Raw genomic sequence first — 22,036 nt, forward strand, 5'->3', positions numbered from 1 at the left:
CCACGGGGAGAAGGATTACGGCACCGGGGCCGGTCGCGCTACGCCTCCCGCGGGTCCTCCGGAGTGAACCAGCCGGCGAGTCCGCCGGGGTCCGCTTCGCGGCTCGCCCAGAACCGCGACCACTCGACGGCGAGCATGGCGAGCATCACGACGACCGCGTAGCAGACCGCGGCGACGCGGGCGGTCACGACCGTCTCGAACGTCGACGCGCCGACCGCTCCGCGCACCGCCAACAGCAGGAGGATGCCGACGACGTGCAGGACCATCAGCAGCCCGCCCGCGAAGACGATGACGCGCAACGGTATCTCGAGCACCATGTGGACCGACACCTCCTCGTAGCGACGCTTCCCGAAGAACTCCCGTCGCACCTCGACGAGTTGCGAGGCGGCGATGCCGAACGCGGCCACGAGCACCGTCGGGGACACTGCGGACGAAACGGCGACGTAGTCGAAGAACGTGGGTATCGCCACCCAGAAGGCACCGAAGACGAGCGACAGGACGACCATCCCGGCGTTGCGCGGATACGCCGGCGGAAGCGACCCCGGCAGGTGGACGCGCCGGGGGTCGCCGTCCCACTTCGCCCCGAGTTCCGTCTCCTCGGAGACGCCGGGGAGATACAGGTCCCGGCCGTCGAGCACCATCGGCCGCTGGGCGAACAGCGCCGCACCAGCGTAGACGACCAGCATGACCGCCATCTCTATCCAGTAGGTCGCCAGCACCTGCAGGACCTCCCAGCCGAGGAAGACGACGCCGCCCAGCGGCAGGAGATTCGAGAGGGCGACCGGTACGAACTCTCGGACGTCGGCCGTGGCTTCCGTCCGACCGTCGGGGGTCATCGTGGGGTCTTGCGGGCTACCTATCGAAAAAGGCACTGTTGTTCCACCATCTTCTTCCGAAACAACTGGACCAGACCCACGCTCGCTCGGCGGTGCTCAGCCCCGGGTCGCTCGCGGTGCGACTGTCGGTGTCCTTTCCCCATCGCTCGCGCGACCGACGCGCCGCGTAGACTCGTTCACGCCAGCCGCGCGTCCTCGATTTTCAAAGTCCCGCGGGAGCCGTCCCACTCGCTCTCGTAGTCCAGTTCGATGCGTCGGTCCATGTGCGGGCCGTCCGTGACCAGCGTCTCGAACTCGCCGCCCTCGCCGAGCAGGTGGACGCCGTACTCGTCGTTCAGTTCCGCCAGTTCCGCGAACGCCTCGGCGTCCAGCGTCCGGCCGAGCCACGATTCGTCGAGTCCGTACGCCGCGACCCGGATGACTCGAATCTCGAAGCCGGCGTCGAGCATCGCGTCGGCGAGGTCGCGGGGTTCGCGCTGCCAGAGGGGCGCGAACAGGTCGGCGTCGAGCCGGTCGGCCATCGCCTCGATGCGGGAGGTCTGGTACTCGCTCTCGACCGCGCCCGCAGTCAGCCCCGCGATACCGCCCGGCAGTTCCCCGTCGAGGTCCCGCAGGGCCGCCTCCAGCGGCCGGAGTTCGGCGTCGCCCTGCGCGCCCGACTCGGCGGCCGCCCCGGCCTCGAAGTCGTCGGGTTCGACCTCCACGAGTTCGATGCCGACGCTCTCGGCCGCGAGGCCCGCGAGTTCGGTCGCCGGCACGTGGTACATGTACGAGTCGCCGTCGGGGTGGACGGTCACCAGTCGGGACACGTCGCGTCCCGATTCGAGCGCGCGGTACAGCGCCCACGAGGAGTCCTTGCCGCCCGAGAAGAGGCTGACCCACGACCCGTCGGTCGCGGCGTCGTCGGTCGCTGGCGTGTCTCCGGTCATGCTGGAGCGTCCGAACCGGGCGGATTTAGGTGCGGCGAATCGCCACGTGGGGCGCGTCGCCGAAGAGGGGTCGGGACGCTACTCCGCGTCGCCGGTGAGTCCCGCCATCGGGGACGCGCCCGCGACGATGGCACCCGTCGACAGGAGGGCGGCCGACAGCGCGACGAAGTCGCCGCTCGGGGAGTAGCCGGCGAGCCCCGACCCCGCCTGGACGATGAACACCGTGACGAAGAAGCTGAGGACGGCAAAGGCCAACATCACGATTGCCGCGATAATACTACTCACGAGTACGCCGAACGAGTCGAGAAGTCCCATGCGGTAGTGCCTCCTCGAAACCCAACGAGCCGCGACTGAAAAGTGTTCGGATACCGACGGAACGGTCTCACTCCGCCAGCTCCTCGTCGAACTCCCCGCCGAACCGCGACCCGCTGAGGTACGAGGAGACGTGGACGCCAAGCAGGCTCACGACGACGCCCGCGACGACGAACACCGCCATGCGGGTCCCCGGCAGGAGGACGAGCCGGTCGACCGCGAGGCTGCCGACCTCGACGCGGGGCATCGCTATCGGCTCGACGAGCGCCTCGCGCTGGAGGAAGTACGACGAGAACCCGCGGACGACCAGCCCGACCGCGAGCACACCGAACGGGAGGTTGAGGTAGGAGTTCCGGAGCCGGTCCTCGCGGATGACCTCGTCGAGGAGCCGTCCGGTCGAGGCCGCCATCGCGGCCGCCGCGAGCCACGGCACGCTGGCGTACGCGAACGCCATCGCCGGCACCAGGAATCCCTGGGTCGGAACTGCCAGGTCCGACACCCGGAGCGCGCCGGCGAACACGCCCACGAGCGTCAGCCCGGACGCGACCACGTAGGTCACGAGCGACACCCGCCCGGAGTAGAGGGCGTCCCTGACCTCGCCGGGCAGGTCGGCCACGTAGTCGTCGACGCCCAGGCCCTTGTAGAGGACGAACAGGCCGATGACCGCCGTTATCGACGCCACCGCCGTAGCCGGTCCGGCCAGCATCAACAGGACCGGGAAGACGAGCATGGCGACCCCGACCGGGACGAGCACGGTCTGGCGGAGCTCCTCGTCGGCGAGGAACTGCTTGAGCAGGTAGTAGGTCGACTCGATGTCGCGGGCCTGCCGGACCACGACCCTGTCGACCGCGTCGACCTGCACGCGGCTCTCGATGATGGGGACGAGTCGCTCGTCCTGTGCGCTGTCGATGACGACCACCGCCGAGTCGGGGCCGTACTCGGCGATGAGGTCGTCCATCTGCTCGGCGACCGCGCGGTCCCGGCCGACCATGGTCTCGGCCGCCCCGGAGATGACCGCCACCGTCGCGTCCTCGTCGTCGGCCCGCAGGTCCCGGGCCACCCGGAGGGTCTCGAGCAGGCAGTTCACGCTGGCGTCCTCGGGGTCCGCGAGGCCGACGTCGGTGACCAGCGACCGGACCGCTTCCCAGCCGGCGACCGGGGTCTCCAGCCCGGTGTTGGTCCCGATGTCGTCGTCGCGGTCGACGCACACCACCAGCGTACTCATGTCGTACGGGCGAATCCAGACGGTCCGGGATTAAAAACCCTCGTGGTCGGTTCGCACTCGTCGCGACCTGCGCTCGTCTCCGAACTGGCGGCGCGTCCGGCGGTCGACCACTACACCTCCGGACGTTTTAAGCCGCGGCCGGACGACGCCACGCGTATGTACAAACACGTCGCGCTGCTCGTCCGCCAGGAGGGGATGACCCACGAGGAGTTCGTCGACCACTGGCAGAACGAACACACGCCCATCGCCCGCGAGATAGAGGGCGTGGTGAAGTACAACACGGTGTTGCCGACCGACCCCGAGAACGCCGAGTTCGACGGCATCGCCGAGCTCTACTTCGAGGACCTCCCCGACCTCCACGACGCGCTGGGCTCGCCCGGCTCCCGGGACTACGACCCGACCAAGGAGGTCGCCGCGAAGGCCCGCGAGGACGTGGACAACTTCCTCGACATCGACGAGCGCCCCCGGTTCATCGGCGAGGAAATCGTCCAGAAGGACGAGGTCGACGGCGACTCGGACGGCCTCTACAAGCACTCGGCGTTCCTCGTCCGCCAGGAGGGGATGACCCACGAGGAGTTCGTCGACCACTGGCAGAACGAACACACGCCCATCGCCCGCGAGATAGAGGGCGTGGTGAAGTACAACACGGTGTTGCCGACCGACCCCGAGAACGCCGAGTTCGACGGCATCGCCGAGCTCTACTTCGAGGACCTCGACAAGCTCTACGACGCGTTGGGCAGCGAGGGCTCGCGGGACTACGACCCCGACAGGGGCAAGGCCAAGGAGGCCCGCGAGGACGTGAACAACTTCCTCGCCATCGACGAGCGCCCCCGGTTCATCGGCCGGGAGACCGTCCAGAAGGACGAGACCTGAGAGTCCGCCGACGGGAAGCGCCGTCCGCCGACCCCGCCGCGAGCCACCCGTCCACAAGGATTAAACCCGTGATAGGAGAACCCTCGAGCGGACGCTCACCGTCCTGAATCCACCATGGATGTCGAATTCACCCACCGACCGTCGTACACCCACCTCGTAGTCGAACTCGACCCCGGCGAGACCATCCGGACCGAACCCGGCGCGATGGTCAGCCACTCGCCGTCGGTCGCCATCCAGACGACGTCGAGCCGCGACGGCCTGTTGAGCTCGGCCAAGTCGATGCTCGGGGGCGAGTCGTTCGTCGTCAACGAGTTCACCGCCGAGAGCGAACCCGGGACGCTGACGCTCTCGCCGCCGACGCCAGGCGACGTGAGCAGACACCACCTCGACGACGAGACGCTGTACGCCGTCGACGGCGCGTTCCTCGCGTCCGAGACCGGCATCGACGTCGACTCGGAGTTCGGCGGCCTCAAGTCGATGCTGGCGGGCGCGAGCGTCACGCCCCTCGCGCTCACCGGGACCGGCGACGTGTTCATCGAGGCGTTCGGCGGCATCGAGACGGTCGAGCTCGGCCCCGGCGAGTCGTACGTCGTCGACAACGAGAACGTCGTGGCGTGGGACGACAGCGTCGACTTCGACGCCCGCCGGGTGGGCGGCCTGAAGTCGTCGCTGCTGAGCGGCGAGGGCCTCGTCATGGACTTCACCGGCCCGGGGACGGTGTGGTACCAGACCCGGGGCATCGACTCGTTCGCGAGCGCCATCGCGGGCGCGATTCCCGGCGGGGACGAGGGCGGAGCCGACATCGATATCGGGTAACCGCCCGGACGCCACATTTTCGCGCCGCCCGTCGGACCGTATAAACGATTAAGGCGGGTCCGGCCGACCTCCCGCCATGGAGATAGGGACCGGACTGTTCACCTGCCAGCGACGCCCGGACGACGACCGCTCGACCAGCGAGATATACGACGAGATGCTGCGGCTGGGTCGGGCCATCGACGACGCGGGGCTGGCCAGCGCGTGGGTCTCCGAGCACCACTTCGCGGAGGACGGTTACCTCTCGGCGACGATGCCCTCGCTCGGTGCGCTGGCGGCCGAGACCGACGACGTCGAACTCGGCACCTGCATCGCGCTCGCGCCGCTGTACGACGGCGTGCGGCTCGCCGAGGACGCCGCGACCGTCGACCTGCTGTCGGACGGCCGGCTCACGCTCGGGCTCGCCATCGGGTCGAACCCCCGCGAGTTCGAGCAGTTCGGCGTCCCAAAGGACGAACGCGTCGAGCGCCTCCGGGACACCACCGACCTGCTCCGGGGCGCGTGGTCGGCGGGCCCCCTCGACTACGACCCCGAGTTCCACGACGTGAGCCCAGACGCGACCGTGACGCCGAAACCGGACTCCGAGATTCCGGTCATGTACGGCGGGTCGGCCAAGCCCGCGGTCAGGCGCGCGGCCCGGGTCGCCGACGCGTGGTGTGCGCCCTCGGCGCTGTCGGTCGAGGGCGTCCGCAAGCGCGTCGAGGACGTCCGGAACGTGCGCGCCGAGGAGGGGCTTCGACCCGACGCCGGCGAGGACGGCGACGCCGAGGACGACTTCCAGATATACGTGCTCCAGCACGGCTTCGTCGGCGACTCGAAGGAGGAAGCGTGGGACGCGATGAAGGAGGGGTACTTCTACATCCAGCGCCGGTACGCCGAGATTTTTTCGGGCGACCCCGTCGAACAACTCGACGACGACCGCAAGCAGGAACTCAAAGACCAAGCCGTCTTCGGCACGCCCGACCAGGTAATCGACCCACTGGAGGCGTACCGCGGGGCGCTGGGCGACGACGTCCACTTCGTCTTCCGGACCTACTACCCCGGCGTCGGCACCGACCGGATGGTCGAGTGCGTCGAGCGACTCGGCGACGAGGTCGTTCCCGCGTTCGACTGACGTCCGGCAGGCGTGGGGGACCGTCGGCGGCCGCACCGGTTCGTGTCGGACTCGCTATCAGTTCGAGTTTTTTCCCGGCGATTCTACCGGCAACCCTACGCAAAGATATTTATAATTATAGATTCCGCATTTGGGTATGCGTGACGATACCACTGGACGAGAACTCGGCGCACCGAACCCTCCCGGCGACCCGTCGGCGGACGGCGGGGACCGGTCCCGGCGATTGTCTTCGGCTTCGTCTCGCCGGGCGTTCCTCGCGCTCGCCGGCGCGGCCGGGACGGGCGCGCTCGCGGGCTGCGTCGGCGGTGGCGGCGGGCAGAACATCGACGACGTGACCTACGGCGTCCTCAACCCGATGACGGGGACCTACGGCGCGCTCGCGGAGGGCCAGCGTCAGGGGGCCGAGCTCGCAATCGAGCACGTCAACGGTAGCGACGAGTTCGACTTCCAGATAGAGGGGGTCTACGAGGACACGCAGGCCGACACCGCGACCGGCCGCCAACTCGCTCAGAAGGTCGTCGAGCAGGACGGCGCGCAGTACATCATGGGCGCGATATCCAGTTCGACGGCGCTCGCGCTCAACGAGTTCGCGGCGTCCGAGGAGGTCATCTACAACCCCGGCGCGGCCGCGATGAACATCACGGGCGCGGAGTGCAACGAGTGGGTGTTCCGGGCCGAGACCCACACCGCCCAGATCGCCGAGGCGATGGCCCCGTGGACGGTGAACAACGTCGGCACCAACGTATGGTTCCACATCGCCGACTACGCGTACGGCGACTCGGTCCGCGAGGAGTGGAGCTCCCGGATGGAGGCCGAGAGCGACGAGTACGAGGAGGTCGGCGTCTCCCGGTCGGAACTGGGCGCGAGCAACTACGGCTCGTTCGTCAGTCGGATCGGCAACTCCGAGGCGGACGTCGTGGTGTTGGGCATGACCGGCGGCGACCTCGTCAACTTCACCTCCCAGGCCGCCGACCAGGGACTCAAAGCGGACGTCGACATCGTGGCGGGGACCATGACGTTCCAGACCGCCCGGGCCGCGCTCGGCCCGGCGGCCTACGGGACCTACGGCGGGGTCCGGTACGTCCCCAGCATCGACACCGGCGACAACCAGGACTTCGTGAGCGCGTATCAGGACGCCTACGACGCGGCCCCAGACAGCTTCGCTCGGGTCGCCTACGACTCCATCCGGATGACCGCCCACGGCATCGCGGAGTCCGGCACCAACGACCCCGCGGAGGTGCGGAGCGCGCTGTCGGGTCTCGAAGTGCCCAGCCTCTACGGGCCCAACCGGTTCCGGGAGTGCGACCAGCAGGCCACCAACCCCGTCTGGGCCGGCGAGAACGTCGAACCCGACTCGGGCGAGACCGCAGACGTCGAACTCCGCACCAAGATAGAGGGTCAGGACGCCATCCCGCCCTGCGACCAAGTCGAGTGTAGCCTCTGACATGGTCGGGGTCGCGGGATTCGCCGAGCAACTGCTGAACGGACTCACCATCGGCATGGTGTACGTCCTGATAGCGGCGGGACTGTCGGTCATCTTCGGCGTGATGGACGTCATCAACTTCGCGCACGGCGAACTGTTCGCGCTGGGCGCGTACCTCGCGTTCGCCATCGCCGCGCCCTTCGGCGGCGCGGGGTTCTGGGTGGCGCTGGTCGTCGCGCCGCTGCTGGTCGGGGTGGTCGGCGCGGCCATCGAGCGGCTCACGCTCCGGCCGCTGTACGACCGGAATCCGCTGTACCACATCCTGCTGACGTTCGGGCTGGTGCTGATACTCAACGACGTGATTTCGTTCGTGTGGGGTCCCCAGGACAAGCACTTCGGCGCGCCGCCGCTGCTCGAAGGGCCGGTGACGGTGTTTGGCATCACCGGCTCGCTGTACGGCTACTTCATCGTCGCGTTCGGCGCGGTGCTGTCGGTCGCGACGTGGTGGGCGCTCAACAACACCCGGGTCGGTCTCGTGGTCCGGGCCGGTTCGCAGGACCGCGAGATGGTCCGGAACCTCGGCATCGACATCGACCGGTACTACACGCTGGTATTCGGCGTCGGCGCGGCGCTCGCGGGCGTCGCGGGGGTCGTCCTCGGCGCGTACCAGAACGTCAGCACGACGATGGGCAACGAGGCCATCATCCCGGCGTTCGTCGTGGTGGTCATCGGCGGCCTCGGGAGCTTCCGGGGCGCGGTCGTGGGCGGGCTCGGCGTCGGCGTCGCCCAGACGCTGGCCCGGAGCTACGCCCAGAGCCTCGAAGGGCTGGTCGTGTTCGCGCTGATGATACTCGTCCTGCTCGTCAAGCCCGAGGGGCTGTTCGGCAACCCCGAGTGGGGCACGTCCGAGGAGTCCGAGGAGGAACTGCTCGCCGGGTCGGCCGGCGGCCTGCTCACCGACGCCCAGCGGTTCCGGTTCGGCGCGGTCGCGGTCGGGCTGTTGGCGGTGGTGCCGCTCGGGGTGGACGTGTTCTACTCCGAGTACGCGCTCACGCTGCTGTCGGACGTGCTCATCTGGGCGCTGTTCGCGCTCAGCCTCGACTTCGTGATGGGGTACGCCGGACTGGTGTCGCTGGGTCACGCGCTGTTCTACGGCACCGGCGCGTACGCCGCGATGCTCGTGTTGCTCCACGTCACGCCGTCGGCGCTGGTCGCGCTGGTCGCGGCGGTCGCCATCTGCGCGGCCATCGCGTGGGCGGTCGGCTACCTCTCGATTCGGGTGTCGGGCGTCTACTTCGCGATGATAACGCTGGCGTTCGCCCAGTTGTTCTACAACGCGGTGTTCAAGTTCGACTGGACCGGCGGCAGCGACGGCCTGTTCGGGGCGGACGTGGTGTACGGGCTCGGCGGCGTCACCGTCGAACTCGACGCGCTCGCCGAGTCGATTCCGCTGCTGGGCGAGAGCGCGCTGTTCTACTACGTCCTGCTGGCGGTCGTGGTGGGCTCGTACCTGTTGGCCCGCCAGATGATGCGCGCGCCGTTCGGCAGCGTCCTCCAGTCCATCCGGGAGAGCGAGCGCCGGACCGAGTTCGTCGGCTACGACGTGACCGCCTACAAGCGCCGGGCGTTCGTCGTCAGCGGCGCGATGGCGGGACTGGCCGGCGGGCTGTTCGCCATCCAGGACGGCTACGTCGCGCCGTCGCTGCTCCACTGGATTAACTCGGGCGAGGTCGTCGTGATGACGGTGCTGGGCGGGATGGGAACCCTCTACGGGCCGATGGTCGGCGCGGGCGTGTTCGTCGGCTTCGAGGACGTGCTGTCGTCGTACACCGACCAGTGGCAGGCCGTGCTGGGGCTCGTGTTCGTGGTCTTCGTCATCGCGCTCCCGCGCGGGCTGGTGTCGCTCCCGCGGCGGCTCTCCGAGCTCGCCGGCGACCGGTCGGCGGCCGGCGGGCCCGACGACGAGGCCGAACCCCTCGCCGACCGGGAGGTGAACGAATGAGCGCCACCGACGAGTCCGGAACGACCGAGGAGTTCGACGCGACGACCGAGTCCGTGCTTCGGACCGACGGGCTGACCAAGCAGTTCGGCGAGTTCGTCGCGCTCGACGGCGTGGACCTCGACGTCAGCGAGGGCGAGTTCCGGAGCGTCATCGGGCCCAACGGCGCGGGCAAGACCACGCTGTTCAACGTGTTGACCGGCGCGCTCTCGCCCACCGAGGGCACGGTCACCTTCCGTGGCGAGGACGTGACCGACCTGCCGCCCCACCAGCGGGTCCGGCGCGGGATGGGTCGGTCGTTCCAGATAAGCACCGTGTTCGGCGGCCTGACCGTCCGGGAGAACGTTCGACTGGCGGCCCAGTCGGTGGTACAGGGCCGGGGCGAGATTCCGCTCGTCGGCCGGTTCCTCTCGCCGACCGACCGGTTCGAGGCGGTGTTGGAGCGGACCGACGAGGTGCTCGCCGACATCGGGCTGGCCGACCGGGCCGACGACCGCGCCCGCAACCTGGCCCACGGCGACCGGCGACGCCTCGAACTCGGGCTGGTGCTGGCGGGCGACCCCGAGCTCGTGTTGCTCGACGAGCCGACCGCCGGGATGGGCAGCGAGGAGACCCAGCGCACCATCCGGCTGGTCGAGGAGGTGCTTTCCGACCGCACGCTGTTGCTCATCGAGCACGACATCGACCTCGTGATGAACGTCTCGGACTCGGTGACCGTGCTGAATCGCGGGCAGGTGCTGGCGACCGGCTCGCCCGACCGCATCGCGGGCGACGACGAGGTCCAGCGGGCGTACCTCGGAGGTGTTCGGGAATGAGTTCCGACGCCCCCGACCGACTCGACGCCGGGGCCTGCCAGGACCCGCTGCTCGACGTCTCTGGCGTGGTCGCGGGCTACGGCGCGACCGAGGTGCTCCACGACGTGTCGCTCTGTGTCGGCGAGGGCGAGGTGGTCTCGCTGGTCGGGCGCAACGGCGCGGGCAAGACCACGACCCTGCGCTCGGTCGTGGGCAACGTCACCCCCTCGGCCGGCACGGTCAGCTTCCGGGGCGAGGACGTCACCGGGCTCTCGGCCGAGGAGACGGTCCGGAAGGGCGTGGCGTTCGTGCCGGAGGAGCGGCGCGTCTTCCCCGGGCTCACGGTCGAGGAGAACCTCCGGGTCGGACACCTCGGCGGCGGGGCGACCGACGACCGGCCCGACCCCGACGAGGTCCTCGAGGAGTTCGAGAACCTCCGGGAGCACCCCGACCGGCTCGGCGGCGCGCTGTCGGGCGGCGAACAGCAGATGCTCGCCATCGGCCGTGCGCTGGTGGCGGGCGCGGACCTGCTGTTGCTCGACGAACCCACCGAGGGGCTGGCCCCGTTCGTGGTCCGCCGGGTCGAGGAACTCGTCGCCGACCTCAACGACGGCGGCATCTCGGTCCTGCTGGTCGAGCAGAACGTGGAGGTGGCGCTCGAACTCGCCGACCGCCACTACGTGCTCGACCGGGGCGAAATCGTCTACCACGGAACGAGCGACCAGTTACGCGACGACGAGGACGTGATGGACCGCCACCTCGGCATCACCAAGTGAGTCGCTGGCGACCGAATCGCCCGCGCTCGGCGAAACTACCCACCTTTAATTCCTCGCGCCCCGTCGGTTCGCGCATGGACATCGCGTGGCGGCAACTGCTCTCGCAGTTCCTGATAATGATGCTCATCTACTTCGTGGGCGTCCTCGCGCTGGCGGCGGCGGGCGTCGAGGGGTTCGTCCCGCGCATGGTCGTCGCGCTCGGGGTCGCGTTCGGCTACCCCGCCGCGCTCCGGCGACTGGGTCGGGCACCCCCGGCGTGGCAGCGCCCGGAGTAGCGACGACCCGGCCGCCGTTCGGCCCGCCATCCCCGTCAGGTCGGGCCTACTCGCTCGCAGACGGCCCATAACAACGTGAGACCCCGACCCAGGGACGCGCATGCACCATCGAGCCGTGGCGCTGGCGGTCGTCGCGAGCGTCGGGGTCGTCGCGGCGAGTGCCGGCGTCGCCGCCGGGCCGACCCTCGCGGTCGCCCCCGCGACCGGCGATTCGGCGTCCCGAGCATCGCCCGACCTCCCCGAGCAGTGGCAGGGGAGCTACGGCGACGAGGGCGACGACGCGTTCGCCGACCTCGTCCGGACCGACGACGGCGGCTACCTCGCGGTCGGGTGGACCGAGCGCGAGGGCAGCGACGACGGCTGGCTGGTCGCGGTCGACGCCGACGGCGACCGGCGGTGGTCCCGGACGCTGGGCGGGGACGGCACCGACCGCCTGTACGCGGCGGTCCCGACCGACGACGGCTACCTGCTCGCGGGCCGGACCGACGAGGGCGGGACCCCGAACGGCTGGGTCGTCGCGGTCGACTCGGCGGGCGAGGTCGTCCGCGAGCGCGCGCTCGGCCCCGGAGCCGTCCGCACCGCAGTCCGGGCCGACGCGACGCGGGCGGACCCGACCGACCGGGCCGGCGCGAACTCCTCGGGGGACGCGACCGACCAGCCCGGAGACGCGGGCTACCTGCTCGCGGGCTACACCTACGGGGACGCCGGCACCGAAGGGTGGCTCCTGAAGCTCGACGCCGACCGCGACGAGTCGTGGCGGACCGGCGTCTCGCCGCCGGAGGGGTACGACGGCGGCACCCTCCGGGCGGTCGTCCCCGCCGACTCGGGCTACTACCTCGCGGGGAAAATCGAGGGCGATAGCGACGACGGCTGGGCGCTGAAGGTCGGCGGGTCGGGCGAGCGCGAGTGGGCGACCGTCGTGGGCGGCACCGACCGCGAGGACGTGTGGGCGGCCGCGCCCGCCGGCCCCGACCCCGAGCGCGACGGCTTCGTCCTCGCGGGCGAGACCGAGAGCGACAGCGACGGCCCGCGGGACGGCTGGCTGGTGGCGCTCGGTCCCGACGGCGACGTGGCGTGGGAGCGCTCGCCCGGCGGCGAGGGCACCCAGTGGCTCGACTCCGCGGCGCGGACCGACGACGGCTTCCTGTTCACCGGCGGGTCCGACGCGGGACCCCACGGGAGCGCCGACGGCTACGTGCTGGCGACCGACGCCGGGGGTCGGGTCGAGTCCGAGCGCTACTACGGCACGAGCGCGTGGGACAAGCCGTGGCCCGCCGTCCGCGCCCACGGCGGCGGCTACCTCCTCGCGGGCGAGACGGCGGGCGGCGACGCCGGCGGCGACGACGGCTGGCTCCTCAGAATCGGCGGCTCGGCCGGTGACGGGGCGAGCGAGGCGACAGACGCCGGCGTGTCGAGCGAGGGGACCGCCGGCGCGACGTCGACCGGGACCGGTGCCGTCGACTCGGCGACGACCGACGCCACCGACCGGGCCGTCCGGGCGGACACGCCGACGGCGACCGACGCGTCCGGCGGCGTCCCCGGGTTCGGCGTCGGCGCGGCGTTTCTCGCGCTCGCGGCGGCCCTGCTCGCGGCGAGACGGTGACCTGGCTCCGACACGCGGAACTCCCTTCGGCCGGCGTTCAGAGCGGGGCCTCTGACTCCCGGAGCAGCCGTCGGACGTGGCCAACCGAGTATGAGACGCCGTACTCGTGCTCGACGTGCTCCCGGACGAGTTCGGGCGTCCACGACGACGCCTCGAAGCCGTGGGCCCCCGGGGAGTCCGCGAGGGCGTCGAACAGTTCGCGCCGCTCGGCGTCGTCGAGCTCGGCGGGTCGGCCCGGACGGTCGTCGTCCTCGACGGCGTCGGCGATGGGTTCGTCGGCGATGCGGTCGAGCCAGTAGTACAGCGTCGACTCCGGAATCCCGTACCGGTCGGACAGCGTCGAGACCCGGACGCCGTCCTTGTAGGCGATGGCCACCATGAGCCGCTTGGTCGCCTTCGGACTCTCGACTGCGCCGAGTTGCTCTCTAAGAGCCGAACGCGACACGCCGTCGAGTTTGTCCATCGGGTTGAATTTTCACATTTCCGTCCCATAACTGTATCTGTTTCGGTCGGTTCGGCGGGTCGGGACGGGCCGACCGGGGCGCGCTCCCCGGCGGCGTCCGTCGCCGCTCGTCGACCGGCGGCGGACTATTGGAGCGCAGACGAAAGGTATAACATAACGGTCTATTTTGCAGTAAGTATGAGCGTCGAGCGGCTCGCGACCCTCGTCGGGAGCGCACTGCTGGCCGGACTACTCGGATATCTGATCAAGGAACGGCAGATGATGGACCTCGTCGCGGGCTACGACGCCGAGCAGTTCCGGGACGAGGAGGGGCTCGCGGCGTTCGTCGGAACCCACCTCTACTACGTCGCCGCGCTGACGCTCGTGATGAGCGCGGTGGACTACCTCGGGTTCCGTCTGGCGTGGATTCCGTACGCCGTCGTGTTGCTCGCGCTGGTGGTCCGGTTGCTCCGCGGCTCCCGTCAGTTCCGATAACCGACCGGTCCGCGGGCTTGGGGTCGCCCGCCGCCGAGTCGGACGACCGGGAGTCGTCGGTTTCCCCTACCCACACGCTGATACGTCCGGACTGCAACGCTCCCGCCATGACCGACCCCCTCGACCTCGACGACTTCTACGACCTGCGGCTGGTGTCCGAGCCCGCCGTCTCGCCGGCCGGCGACCGCGTCGCGTTCGTCGCCGACGAGTTCGACGCCGCCGACGAGCGCCGGCGCTCGCTGTTCGTGGTCCCGACCGACGGGAGCCACGAGCCGTACCGACTCACCCGGGTCGCGGACGCGAGCGACCCGACGTGGGGTCCCGACGGCTCGAAACTCGGCTTCCGGGCCGCCCGCGAGACCGACGCCGGAATCGCGGTCTCGCGGGCCCCGGACGACGAGTCGGCGGGCGACGAGGCGACGAGCGACGACCCCGAGACGCAGGTCTGGGCCTTCGACCTCGACCGGGGCGGCGACGCCCGTCAACTCACCGACTTCGAGGAGGGCGTCGAGGGGTTCGACTGGGGGCCCGACGGGGAGCGCATCGTGGTCGCCGCCCGCGACCCGACCGACGACCAGCGCGAATACCTCGACCGCCGCGAGGACGGCGCGCCCGTCGAGACCGAGCGCCTCCAGCACAAGTACGACGGGGTCGGCTGGCTCGACGACGTCCGAACCTACCTGTTCGTCGTCGACTGCGAGACCCGGACGGCGACCCGGCTCGACGACGCCTACGGCGGCGGCGCGCGCGAACCCGCCACGGGACTCGACCCGTCGTGGTCGCCCGCGCCGGTGCCGGGGGCCGACGGCCACCGCATCGCCTTCCTCTCGAACCGGACCGACCGTCCGGACGACAACTACGTGATGGACGTCTACACCGTCGCGCCCGACGGGTCGGACTGTCGGAAGCTGACCGACTCGACGCTCACGGCCTCGCGGCTCCGGTGGCACCCCGAGGGCGACCGGCTCGCGTTCGTCGCGCGCGACCCCGAGAACGCTCACGTTCCCTCCGAACCGTACGTCGCCGCGTTCGAGCCGGACGACCAGCCCACCGCCGGAACCGCGACCGTCGAGTCGCTAGCGGGCGACCTCGACCGCACGGTCGCTCGGTACGGCGACCCGGCGTGGCACGGCGACGACGTGGTGGCACCTATCGGCGACGAGGGGCTGACGCGACTCGCGCGCTTTCGGGGCGACGAGCCGCCGGTCCGGACCTTCGGCGAACAGGGCCGGGACCGAACCGTCGAGGGGTTCGACTGTCGCGGCGGGACGGTGGCGGTCGTCCTCTCGCACCCCCGAGACGGGACGGAGCTGTACGCCGTCGACGCCGAGTCGCTCGACACCGACGCGAGCGACTCCGAATCCCACGACCCCGCCGGAGAACCGACCCGGCTCACCGCCGCGACCGACGACCTCGTCGCCGACCACGAGACGCCCGAGTGTCGGCGGGTCACGGTCGAGTCGGCGGGCCACGAGGTCGAGGCGCTGGCGTACCTGCCCGAGGACTTCGACCCCGACGCCCCCGACTCGGAGCCCCGACCCGCGGTCGTCTCGGTCCACGGCGGCCCGGTGTCGTACGACGCGCCCACGTTCTCGTTCCTGTTCGCGTACCTGACCGGGCAGGGGTACGTGGTCGTCCGGCCCAACTACCGGGGCAGTTCCTCGTACGGCCGGGCGTTCAGCGAGGCGATTCGGGGCGACTGGGGCCCCCGCGAGACCGCCGACGTGCTGGCCAGCGTCGACGAGGTTGTCCAGCGAGGCTGGGCCGACCCCGACCGACTGTTCGCGACCGGCTTCTCGTACGGCGGCATCACCACGGCGTACCTCGTGGCCGAAACCGACCGGTTCGCGGCCGCCGCCGCCGAACACGGCGTCTACGACTTCCGGTCGGCGTTCGGCACCGACGACTCGCAGGTCTGGTGGGCCGACGACTTCGGCCTCCCGTGGGAAGCGCCCGAGCGCTACGAGGCGGCCGCCAGCATCGGCGACGTGGGCGAGATGGACACGCCGCTGCTCGTGACCGCCGGCGGCGAGGACTGGCGATGTCCGCCCTCACAGAGCGAGCAACTGTACGTCAGCCTCAAGAAGCGGGGCGTCCCGGCGCGGCTGGTGGTCTACCCCGACGAGCACCACGCTATCGAGGACCCCGACCGGGCGACCCACCGACTCGAGGAGCTCGCCGACTGGTTCGAGCGGTTCGACCCGGCGAGAAGCGAGTCGGGCGGGGCCTAACGCGGTGGGTCGGGTCGGCCGCGTCACGCCGACCGGGCGGCCGGGGACCGCGAGTCGCCGGACGCCTCGGTCGGTTCGAAGACGATGACCTCGCTGTCGCTCCGCACTTCCACCCGACAGCCGCGCAACTCGAAGCTGACCCGGCCGACCGGCCGCTCGGTCCCGTCGTGGCGGTCGTCGAACAGCCGGTCGAGCGCGTCGGGGTCCAGCACGTCGTAGAGCACCGGCCCGTCGTCGAGCGGGTCGGCGTCGGTTACCTCCGTGACCGCGAGGACGACCGCTGTACTCGGGTTCCAGTCGTTCGGTTCGACGCGATGGGCGGCGCGGTCGTCGCGGTCGAGCGACGGTGCGCGCTCCGTCAGTTCCTCCGTGTCGTGTGTCATAGGTTCGAACTGTAATGGCGACGGCCACAACCGATATACAGGGTCGAATCGCCGACGATACAAAAAATTCGGGGAACCGGAAATCCAAATCCATCGACGCGCCGGCTCGAATCCCCACCGCGGGGTCCGAATCACGGAGCGACCGACTCGAGCGCGGTCGTCACGGCGCTCGCCGCGTCGCCCTCGCCGTACGGCTGTGGCCTGTCGGCCGGCAGGTCGAACGCCCCCGTCAGGGCCTCCCGGATGCGGTCGGGGTCGCTGCCGACCAGCACGTTCCAGCCGGCCTCGACGGTCTCGGTCCACTCGGTGGTGTCCCGGAGCGTCACGCACGGCGTGTCGAGGAAAAAGGCCTCCTTCTGGACGCCGCCCGAGTCGGTCGCGACGGCGCGCGCGTCGGCGACCAGCGCCACGAAGTCGACGTAGCCCGCGGGGTCGACGAGCGTCAGTTCCTCGGCGGCGTCCTCGTACAGCCCGTACTCGCGCATCGCGTCGGTGGTTCGCGGGTGGGCCGGGAACACCACCTCGTCGTCGACCGCCGCGAGCGCGTCGAGGATGCCCGCGAGCCGGTCGGGGTCGTCGGTGTTGTGCGCGCGGTGGACCGTCGCGAGGACGTACTCGCCGGCCGCGACCCCGAGGTCGGCCAGCATCGTCGAGCGGGTCGCGGCCCGGTCGCGGACCAGCAACACCGCGTCGTACATCACGTCGCCGGTGACGAACACGCCGTCGGTAATCCCCTCCGCGCGGAGGTTCTCGGCCGCCGCCTCGCCGGGCGCGAGCAGGCAGTCGGCCGCGTGGTCGGTCAGCACGCGGTTGACCTCCTCGGGCATCCCGCGGTCGTCGCTCCGCAGCCCCGCCTCGACGTGGGCCAGCGGGATCTCGGTCTTCGAGGCGACGATTCCGGCCGCCAGCGTGGAGTTGGTGTCGCCGTAGCACAGCACGAGGTCGGGGTCTTCGTCGGCGAGTCGGTCCTCGATGCCGGCGATCATCGCGGCGGTCTGCTCGCCGTGGGGCCCCGAGCCGACGCCGAGGTGGTGGTCGGGCTCGGGGATGCCCAACTCGTCGAAGAACACGTCCGACAGCGCCTCGTCGTAGTGCTGTCCGGTGTGGACCAACACCTCCTCGTGGTCGCGCCGGAGTCGGCGCGAGACCGGGTAGGCCTTGACGAACTGGGGGCGCGCGCCGACGACCGTGAGTATCTTCATACCGCGAGCGTCGACGCGACGGCGTTTCGTTATCCGGCTCGTACCCGGCGTCAGTCGGTGCCTACTCGAGTTACGCCAGGGGCTCCAGCCCGTGCTCCTCGCGGAGCGCGGCGACGTACGCGCGGAAGCCGGCTTCGAGGTCGTACTCGGGGTCGTAGCCGAGGTCCGCTTGGGCGTCGGTCATGTCGAGCTTCTGGGTCCACGGGAGTTCGCCCTCGTCGCTGACCTCGACGTCGGCGTCGGGCACGATGTCCCGGATGGTCTCGACCGCCTCGCGGATGGACGCGACCTCGCCCCGGACGTTGTAGATGCGCTGGCTCAGGTCCTCCTCGGGGGCGAACGCGGCCTTGCGGAACGCCTGGGCCACGTCCTCGACGTACTGCCAGTCGATGACCTGGTCGCCGTACTCCACCGAGAACGACTCGCCGACGGCGGGCTTCTCGACGATGTTGGCGAGGAACGCCGACCCGCCGGTCTCCCGGTAGGGGCCGTACGCGACCGTGGGCCGGAGGCCGACGTGGCTCAGGTCGTGGTCCTCGAAGTAGACCTTCGCCTGGTGCTCGTTGTACTCCTTGGTCGCGCCGTACAGCGTGTCGGGGTAGACCAGGTCCTCCTCGTCGACCCACTCGGAGTCGTAGTTTGCCGGCGGGGCGTACACCGCCGCCGAGGAGGCCCACGCCACGCGCTCGACCTGGTCGTCGAGGGTCCGGGCGGCCTCGAACACGTTGTTCGTGCCCATCACGTTGACCTCGGCCGCGCCGCGCGGGTTGTCGCGCGCGAGGTTGGTCAACAGCGCCGCGAGGTGGACCACGCGGGTCGCGCCCGACTCCTTTATCGCCCGGACGACGCTGGTCGGGTCGGTGATGTCGCCGCGAACGATGTCGACGTCGTCGGCGACGCCGAGCTTCGACAGGATGCGGTCGTCGGTCGAGAGGTCGTATGCGACCACGTCGTGACCCTGTTCGACGAAGCCCCGCGACACGTACGACCCGATGAAGCCGGTGCCACCCGTGACCAGTACCGTCTCTGATTCGGCCATCGTGGGTGTGTGGGTCCGGAACCGTGAAAAAAGTGTGTCACGCCGAATCGTCGCCACCGGAGACTTACGATTCCCGAACCAGCAGGTACGCCAGCACCGCCGCCAGCGCCACCTCCGCGACGATGGCGAGGAACTCGACCGGACCGGCGAACAGGTGGTCGACGAACACGCTGACGAACGGCTCCTGGTGGGTGGTTCCCCGGCCGACGATGAATTGGGGTCGGTGCCCGCCCATGTGCCAGCCGAAGTAGCCCACGACGTAGGTGGCCATCAGCGCGATGCCCCCGGCGTACAGCGGCCGGCGGTAGCGCCCCTGGGCGGCCACCACGAGTCCCGCGAACAGCGCGAGTCCCGAGACGACGAACAGCGGCCACCGCAGGTCCCGGGGAATCAGGAAGCCGGCGTTCGCCCACCGGAACCAGTTGAACAGCCCCATCGAGAGGTGGACGACCGCGACCGCGACCGCGAGGTGGGCCGCGACCAGCGCGACCGGCGAGGGGAAGTCCGATTCCAGCGGCCCGGCCGGGGCGTCGCCCGACGCGTTCTGGGAGTCCATACTGGGGATTCGGGACGACCGCTTCAAGGGTGTCACGGTTCGCTCCGCGACGGTGACGGTCGCGAACGCACCGACGCCGAGCCGCGACGCCGGCGTCAGGGCGTGGTCAGCGAGGCCACGAGGTCGCGGAACCGTTCGCCGTCGAGGTGTCGCGACGCGCCGGCCCACGCGGCGTATCTGGTGCCCCGCTCCGACCAGACGGCCTCCCACGCGCCCCGGGACTCCGAGAGCGCGGCGTAGTGGACGGTCGTCCCGCGCAGGTCGACCGCCCGGCGCGTCTCGGCCGGCTGGTCGGCGGGCTCGGGCGGGAGGTCGGGCGCGAGCCGGCTCCCCTCGGCGGCCGCCACCAGCCAGAGGTGATCGCTCCCGCTCGCCCGGTTCCGGAAGACGGTCTCGACCGCGTCGTCGTCCGGGAACGCGAGTGCCGAGTCGAGCAGGAATCGTTCGCCGGGCGGCACGAGCGCGGGCACGGGCGACCCCTCCGCGAGCGCGAGCAGCGAGAGCGACAGGTTCTCCCCGTAGGGGTGCTCGGGCGCGTAGTCCCACAGCCCGTGCGGGACGACCGGCGGGCGACACCTGTAGCGGGGCCAGTAGGCGAGCCGGTGGAACGGGACCGCTCGCACCCGACCCGCACCCTCCGGGTCGGCCGGCGCGAGGTCGTCGAGGAGCCGGGTCAGCTCCGCGTCGTCGAACGCGCCGGCCAGCACCGAGAGTTCGACCTGCGTGCGCTCGCGCTGGACGCAGGCCCCGCGCCGGTCCTCGTAGTCGGTGCCCAACCAGCCCACCGCGTCGCCGCAGTCGAAGGCGGTCGGCTCGGGCGTGCCCCACAGCGGCGCGACGCTGGCGGCCGGCGGTGCCCAGTCGTAGAGGAACTGCTTGAGCCGGAGCCGACGCCCCTCGCCCGCGACGACGACCCGGACCGTGCAGGGGTTGCCCTCGCTGTGTGGCGTCTGGTCGACGTCGTCGGCGCTCACGTCCGGGGGCCGGCCCGGCGGGCGCTCGGGACGTCGCGTGACCGTCCTCACGCGGCAGTCCTCGGGGAGCCACCCGGGTTCGAAGACGACGAAGTTGACCGCGTCCTGCGCGTCGGCACACGTCGTCTCGCGGGGCGGCACGGCGTCGGCGGCGTCGGTCAGCGCGGCGTCCGGGTCGGCGGTCCGCCAGACCGTCATCGGCCGCTCCCGTCGCCCGGTCCCAGCCCGAAACCGGATTCCGGGCCGCGAGGCAGGTGCGCGCCCGGCCGCCGTTGTCGGTCGCGCCGGGTCCGGGCGTTCCGACGCCCGGCCGGTTCGACCCCGCTGTTCGGTCGGCTCGTGGAGCCGCTCGCCAGACGTGTCGTCATGAAAATCTGTTCGGATGGCTGCAACTAAAACGTTCGCTAAAACTAGTTTATGTACTATCGTTTTCACGTGGTCGAGGAGCCCCGCGAGGACCGCGTCGCCGCGACCGACGGGAACTTTATGCGGTCGCCGAAAACCGGTGGGGCGTGACCGACGACTCGTCGCTCTCCGGGCTGTCCCGTCGCCGCACGGTCGGGCTGGTCGGAGGTCTGTTCGTGCTCTCGGCGGCCGCCGGCGCGTACGAGATAGCGCCGGCGAGCGTCCTGCCGCTGATCCGGGACTCGCTTGGCGTGGGCGAGACGGCGGCCGGGTGGCTGGTGAGCGTGATGTACGCGACCGCCGTGGTCGCCAGCGTTCCCGTGGGCGTCGCGCTCGACCGGCTCCCGGTCCGGCCGGTCGTCGCGGGCGCGGCCGGCGCGTTGCTGGTGGCCGGTGCGTGGGGCTGGGTCGCGGCGGTGGCGGGCGCGTACTGGTGGCTGGTCGCCTCCCGGGTCGTGGGCGGCTTCTCGTACGTCGTCTTCTGGAACGCGGGCGCGAACCTCGTCGGGCGGTCGGTCGGTCCCCGCCACCGCGCGACCGCGGTCGGCGTCTTCACCGCGAGCGCGCCGGTCGGGTTCGCGCTCGGCCAGTTCGGCAGCCCGCTCGTCGCGAACCGGTACGGCTGGCCCGCCGCGTTCCCGGCGTTCACGGCGCTGGCGGCCGTCGGCGTCGCGGTGTTCCTGTTCGCGACCCGGGGCCGGAGCCTCGCGGTCGAGGCCGGCGCGCCCGACCGCGCGGCGTTCCGGCGGCTGTTCGCCAACCGCGCGGCGTGGACGCTCTCGCTCCTGAGCTTTCTGGCGTTCTCGCTGTACCTGTTTCTCAACAGCTGGTTGCCGAGCTACCTGACCGACCAGCTCGGGGTCTCGCTCGCGCTGGGCGGCGCGCTGACCGCGCTGTTCCCCGCGATGGGCGTGCTCTCGCGGACCGGCGGCGGGGTGCTCTCCGACCGGCTGTTCGGCGGCGCGCGCCGGCCGGTCGTCGTGGTGTCGTTCGCGGCGACCGCGCCCGCAGTCGGGGGGTTCGTGGCGTTCACCGACGTCCCGGTCGTGGTCGGGCTGCTCGTCGTCGCGGGCTTTTCGGTCCAGCTCGCCATCGGCCTGCTGTACACCTACCTCTCGGAGGTCGTCGAGCCGGCGGTCCGGGGGACGGCGGTGTCGCTGATGACCAGCGTCGGGCTGTTCGGCGCGTTCGCCGCTCCCCTCGTCGGCGGCGAGGTCATCGGACGGGCGGGCTACCGGCCGGCGTTCGTGCTGGCGACCGCCGTCGCGCTCGCGGGAATCGCGCTAGCGTGGTACGCGCCCGAGGCGGCGTAGCGCGCGAAACTGGCCGCGAAGCGA

At 70.9% G+C, this 22,036-nt stretch carries 22 protein-coding genes; 12 read left to right on the top strand and 10 right to left on the bottom strand.

What is annotated here, in order from left to right:
• Nucleotides 1-38 precede the first annotated feature (38 nt).
• From EPL03_RS04990 to EPL03_RS05005, 4 genes are all read right to left on the bottom strand, one after another.
• Entirely contained in the window at nt 39-836 is a 798-nt protein-coding gene (locus tag EPL03_RS04990; RefSeq protein WP_135828218.1) for a DUF6498-containing protein, read from the bottom strand.
• Nucleotides 837-1,012: 176 nt separating this feature from the next.
• Nucleotides 1,013-1,765, bottom strand: a complete 753-nt coding sequence (locus tag EPL03_RS04995) for a diphthine--ammonia ligase (protein ID WP_135828219.1) — start codon at nt 1,763-1,765, stop codon at nt 1,013-1,015.
• Between the two features lie 78 nt (nt 1,766-1,843).
• The gene (locus EPL03_RS05000; RefSeq protein WP_135828220.1) at nt 1,844-2,080 is read right to left on the bottom strand and encodes a hypothetical protein; all 237 of its coding nucleotides are present in this window, start codon (nt 2,078-2,080) and stop codon (nt 1,844-1,846) included.
• Nucleotides 2,081-2,147: 67 nt separating this feature from the next.
• Nucleotides 2,148-3,302, bottom strand: a complete 1,155-nt coding sequence (locus tag EPL03_RS05005; RefSeq protein ID WP_168216182.1) for a DUF373 family protein — start codon at nt 3,300-3,302, stop codon at nt 2,148-2,150.
• 156 nt (nt 3,303-3,458) lie between these two features.
• Here EPL03_RS05005 and EPL03_RS05010 point away from each other — a divergent pair, with 156 nt between their 5' ends.
• The 9 genes from EPL03_RS05010 to EPL03_RS05050 all read left to right on the top strand — a co-directional run bounded on the left by EPL03_RS05010 (nt 3,459) and on the right by EPL03_RS05050 (nt 12,972).
• The gene (locus tag EPL03_RS05010) at nt 3,459-4,175 is read left to right on the top strand and encodes an EthD domain-containing protein (protein ID WP_135828221.1); all 717 of its coding nucleotides are present in this window, start codon (nt 3,459-3,461) and stop codon (nt 4,173-4,175) included.
• A 114-nt stretch (nt 4,176-4,289) separates the two neighbouring features.
• Nucleotides 4,290-4,991: a TIGR00266 family protein gene (locus EPL03_RS05015; protein WP_135828222.1), complete on the top strand. Its 702-nt coding sequence runs from the start codon at nt 4,290-4,292 to the stop codon at nt 4,989-4,991.
• Nucleotides 4,992-5,067: 76 nt separating this feature from the next.
• Nucleotides 5,068-6,102, top strand: a complete 1,035-nt coding sequence (locus EPL03_RS05020) for an LLM class flavin-dependent oxidoreductase (RefSeq protein WP_135828223.1) — start codon at nt 5,068-5,070, stop codon at nt 6,100-6,102.
• A 136-nt stretch (nt 6,103-6,238) separates the two neighbouring features.
• Nucleotides 6,239-7,546: an ABC transporter substrate-binding protein gene (locus tag EPL03_RS05025; protein WP_210424899.1), complete on the top strand. Its 1,308-nt coding sequence runs from the start codon at nt 6,239-6,241 to the stop codon at nt 7,544-7,546.
• Nucleotide 7,547: 1 nt separating this feature from the next.
• Nucleotides 7,548-9,527, top strand: a complete 1,980-nt coding sequence (locus tag EPL03_RS05030) for an ABC transporter permease (RefSeq protein WP_135828224.1) — start codon at nt 7,548-7,550, stop codon at nt 9,525-9,527.
• Nucleotides 9,524-10,339 (top strand): ABC transporter ATP-binding protein, encoded by an 816-nt coding sequence (locus tag EPL03_RS05035; protein ID WP_135828225.1) that lies wholly within the window; start codon nt 9,524-9,526, stop codon nt 10,337-10,339. The genes EPL03_RS05030 and EPL03_RS05035 overlap by 4 nt, the downstream gene beginning before the upstream one ends.
• Complete coding sequence (locus tag EPL03_RS05040) at nt 10,336-11,094, top strand: ABC transporter ATP-binding protein (RefSeq protein ID WP_135828226.1); 759 nt, start codon at nt 10,336-10,338, stop codon at nt 11,092-11,094. Before EPL03_RS05035 ends, EPL03_RS05040 begins: the two co-directional genes overlap by 4 nt.
• 74 nt (nt 11,095-11,168) lie before the next feature.
• Nucleotides 11,169-11,369, top strand: coding sequence for a hypothetical protein (locus tag EPL03_RS05045; RefSeq protein WP_135828227.1), 201 nt, complete (start codon nt 11,169-11,171; stop codon nt 11,367-11,369).
• Between the two features lie 100 nt (nt 11,370-11,469).
• Nucleotides 11,470-12,972 carry a hypothetical protein gene (locus tag EPL03_RS05050; RefSeq protein WP_135828228.1) on the top strand — a complete coding sequence of 501 codons (1,503 nt, stop codon included), beginning with the start codon at nt 11,470-11,472 and terminating at the stop codon, nt 12,970-12,972.
• Nucleotides 12,973-13,009: 37 nt separating this feature from the next.
• On the opposite strand, the gene EPL03_RS05055 is transcribed toward EPL03_RS05050, so the two are convergent.
• Nucleotides 13,010-13,435, bottom strand: a complete 426-nt coding sequence (locus EPL03_RS05055; protein WP_135828229.1) for a helix-turn-helix domain-containing protein — start codon at nt 13,433-13,435, stop codon at nt 13,010-13,012.
• 177 nt (nt 13,436-13,612) lie between these two features.
• On the opposite strand from EPL03_RS05055, the gene EPL03_RS05060 reads away from it, so the two are divergent.
• Both EPL03_RS05060 and EPL03_RS05065 read left to right on the top strand, forming a co-directional pair.
• Nucleotides 13,613-13,909 carry a DUF3784 domain-containing protein gene (locus EPL03_RS05060; protein WP_135828230.1) on the top strand — a complete coding sequence of 99 codons (297 nt, stop codon included), beginning with the start codon at nt 13,613-13,615 and terminating at the stop codon, nt 13,907-13,909.
• A 107-nt stretch (nt 13,910-14,016) separates the two neighbouring features.
• Nucleotides 14,017-16,140, top strand: a complete 2,124-nt coding sequence (locus EPL03_RS05065) for a S9 family peptidase (protein WP_135828231.1) — start codon at nt 14,017-14,019, stop codon at nt 16,138-16,140.
• 23 nt (nt 16,141-16,163) lie between these two features.
• On the opposite strand, the gene EPL03_RS05070 is transcribed toward EPL03_RS05065, so the two are convergent.
• The 5 genes from EPL03_RS05070 to EPL03_RS05090 all read right to left on the bottom strand — a co-directional run bounded on the left by EPL03_RS05070 (nt 16,164) and on the right by EPL03_RS05090 (nt 20,492).
• The gene (locus tag EPL03_RS05070; RefSeq protein ID WP_135828232.1) at nt 16,164-16,523 is read right to left on the bottom strand and encodes a HalOD1 output domain-containing protein; all 360 of its coding nucleotides are present in this window, start codon (nt 16,521-16,523) and stop codon (nt 16,164-16,166) included.
• Between the two features lie 131 nt (nt 16,524-16,654).
• Nucleotides 16,655-17,725 carry a non-hydrolyzing UDP-N-acetylglucosamine 2-epimerase gene (gene wecB, locus EPL03_RS05075; RefSeq protein ID WP_135828233.1) on the bottom strand — a complete coding sequence of 357 codons (1,071 nt, stop codon included), beginning with the start codon at nt 17,723-17,725 and terminating at the stop codon, nt 16,655-16,657.
• A gap of 70 nt (nt 17,726-17,795) precedes the next feature.
• Nucleotides 17,796-18,764, bottom strand: coding sequence for an NAD-dependent epimerase/dehydratase family protein (locus EPL03_RS05080; RefSeq protein ID WP_135828234.1), 969 nt, complete (start codon nt 18,762-18,764; stop codon nt 17,796-17,798).
• Between the two features lie 64 nt (nt 18,765-18,828).
• Nucleotides 18,829-19,320 carry a hypothetical protein gene (locus tag EPL03_RS05085; protein ID WP_135828235.1) on the bottom strand — a complete coding sequence of 164 codons (492 nt, stop codon included), beginning with the start codon at nt 19,318-19,320 and terminating at the stop codon, nt 18,829-18,831.
• 95 nt (nt 19,321-19,415) lie between these two features.
• Complete coding sequence (locus tag EPL03_RS05090; protein ID WP_135828236.1) at nt 19,416-20,492, bottom strand: hypothetical protein; 1,077 nt, start codon at nt 20,490-20,492, stop codon at nt 19,416-19,418.
• Nucleotides 20,493-20,806: 314 nt separating this feature from the next.
• Here EPL03_RS05090 and EPL03_RS05095 point away from each other — a divergent pair, with 314 nt between their 5' ends.
• Complete coding sequence (locus EPL03_RS05095) at nt 20,807-22,012, top strand: MFS transporter (RefSeq protein WP_135828237.1); 1,206 nt, start codon at nt 20,807-20,809, stop codon at nt 22,010-22,012.
• Nucleotides 22,013-22,036: the final 24 nt, after the last annotated feature.

The sequence above is a fragment of the Halorussus halobius genome (genome assembly GCF_004765805.1).
Lineage (GTDB): Archaea > Halobacteriota > Halobacteria > Halobacteriales > Haladaptataceae > Halorussus > Halorussus halobius.

What these genes read in the sequence shown, in the direction of transcription:
- EPL03_RS04990 (WP_135828218.1), bottom strand. Translation starts at nt 836, where the DNA reads ATGACCCCCGACGGTCGGACGGAAGCCACGGCCGACGTCCGAGAGTTC.
- EPL03_RS04995 (WP_135828219.1), bottom strand. Translation starts at nt 1,765, where the DNA reads ATGACCGGAGACACGCCAGCGACCGACGACGCCGCGACCGACGGGTCG.
- EPL03_RS05000 (WP_135828220.1), bottom strand. Translation starts at nt 2,080, where the DNA reads ATGGGACTTCTCGACTCGTTCGGCGTACTCGTGAGTAGTATTATCGCG.
- EPL03_RS05005 (WP_168216182.1), bottom strand. Translation starts at nt 3,302, where the DNA reads ATGAGTACGCTGGTGGTGTGCGTCGACCGCGACGACGACATCGGGACC.
- EPL03_RS05010 (WP_135828221.1), top strand. Translation starts at nt 3,459, where the DNA reads ATGTACAAACACGTCGCGCTGCTCGTCCGCCAGGAGGGGATGACCCAC.
- EPL03_RS05015 (WP_135828222.1), top strand. Translation starts at nt 4,290, where the DNA reads ATGGATGTCGAATTCACCCACCGACCGTCGTACACCCACCTCGTAGTC.
- EPL03_RS05020 (WP_135828223.1), top strand. Translation starts at nt 5,068, where the DNA reads ATGGAGATAGGGACCGGACTGTTCACCTGCCAGCGACGCCCGGACGAC.
- EPL03_RS05025 (WP_210424899.1), top strand. Translation starts at nt 6,239, where the DNA reads ATGCGTGACGATACCACTGGACGAGAACTCGGCGCACCGAACCCTCCC.
- EPL03_RS05030 (WP_135828224.1), top strand. Translation starts at nt 7,548, where the DNA reads ATGGTCGGGGTCGCGGGATTCGCCGAGCAACTGCTGAACGGACTCACC.
- EPL03_RS05035 (WP_135828225.1), top strand. Translation starts at nt 9,524, where the DNA reads ATGAGCGCCACCGACGAGTCCGGAACGACCGAGGAGTTCGACGCGACG.
- EPL03_RS05040 (WP_135828226.1), top strand. Translation starts at nt 10,336, where the DNA reads ATGAGTTCCGACGCCCCCGACCGACTCGACGCCGGGGCCTGCCAGGAC.
- EPL03_RS05045 (WP_135828227.1), top strand. Translation starts at nt 11,169, where the DNA reads ATGGACATCGCGTGGCGGCAACTGCTCTCGCAGTTCCTGATAATGATG.
- EPL03_RS05050 (WP_135828228.1), top strand. Translation starts at nt 11,470, where the DNA reads ATGCACCATCGAGCCGTGGCGCTGGCGGTCGTCGCGAGCGTCGGGGTC.
- EPL03_RS05055 (WP_135828229.1), bottom strand. Translation starts at nt 13,435, where the DNA reads ATGGACAAACTCGACGGCGTGTCGCGTTCGGCTCTTAGAGAGCAACTC.
- EPL03_RS05060 (WP_135828230.1), top strand. Translation starts at nt 13,613, where the DNA reads ATGAGCGTCGAGCGGCTCGCGACCCTCGTCGGGAGCGCACTGCTGGCC.
- EPL03_RS05065 (WP_135828231.1), top strand. Translation starts at nt 14,017, where the DNA reads ATGACCGACCCCCTCGACCTCGACGACTTCTACGACCTGCGGCTGGTG.
- EPL03_RS05070 (WP_135828232.1), bottom strand. Translation starts at nt 16,523, where the DNA reads ATGACACACGACACGGAGGAACTGACGGAGCGCGCACCGTCGCTCGAC.
- wecB (WP_135828233.1), bottom strand. Translation starts at nt 17,725, where the DNA reads ATGAAGATACTCACGGTCGTCGGCGCGCGCCCCCAGTTCGTCAAGGCC.
- EPL03_RS05080 (WP_135828234.1), bottom strand. Translation starts at nt 18,764, where the DNA reads ATGGCCGAATCAGAGACGGTACTGGTCACGGGTGGCACCGGCTTCATC.
- EPL03_RS05085 (WP_135828235.1), bottom strand. Translation starts at nt 19,320, where the DNA reads ATGGACTCCCAGAACGCGTCGGGCGACGCCCCGGCCGGGCCGCTGGAA.
- EPL03_RS05090 (WP_135828236.1), bottom strand. Translation starts at nt 20,492, where the DNA reads ATGACGGTCTGGCGGACCGCCGACCCGGACGCCGCGCTGACCGACGCC.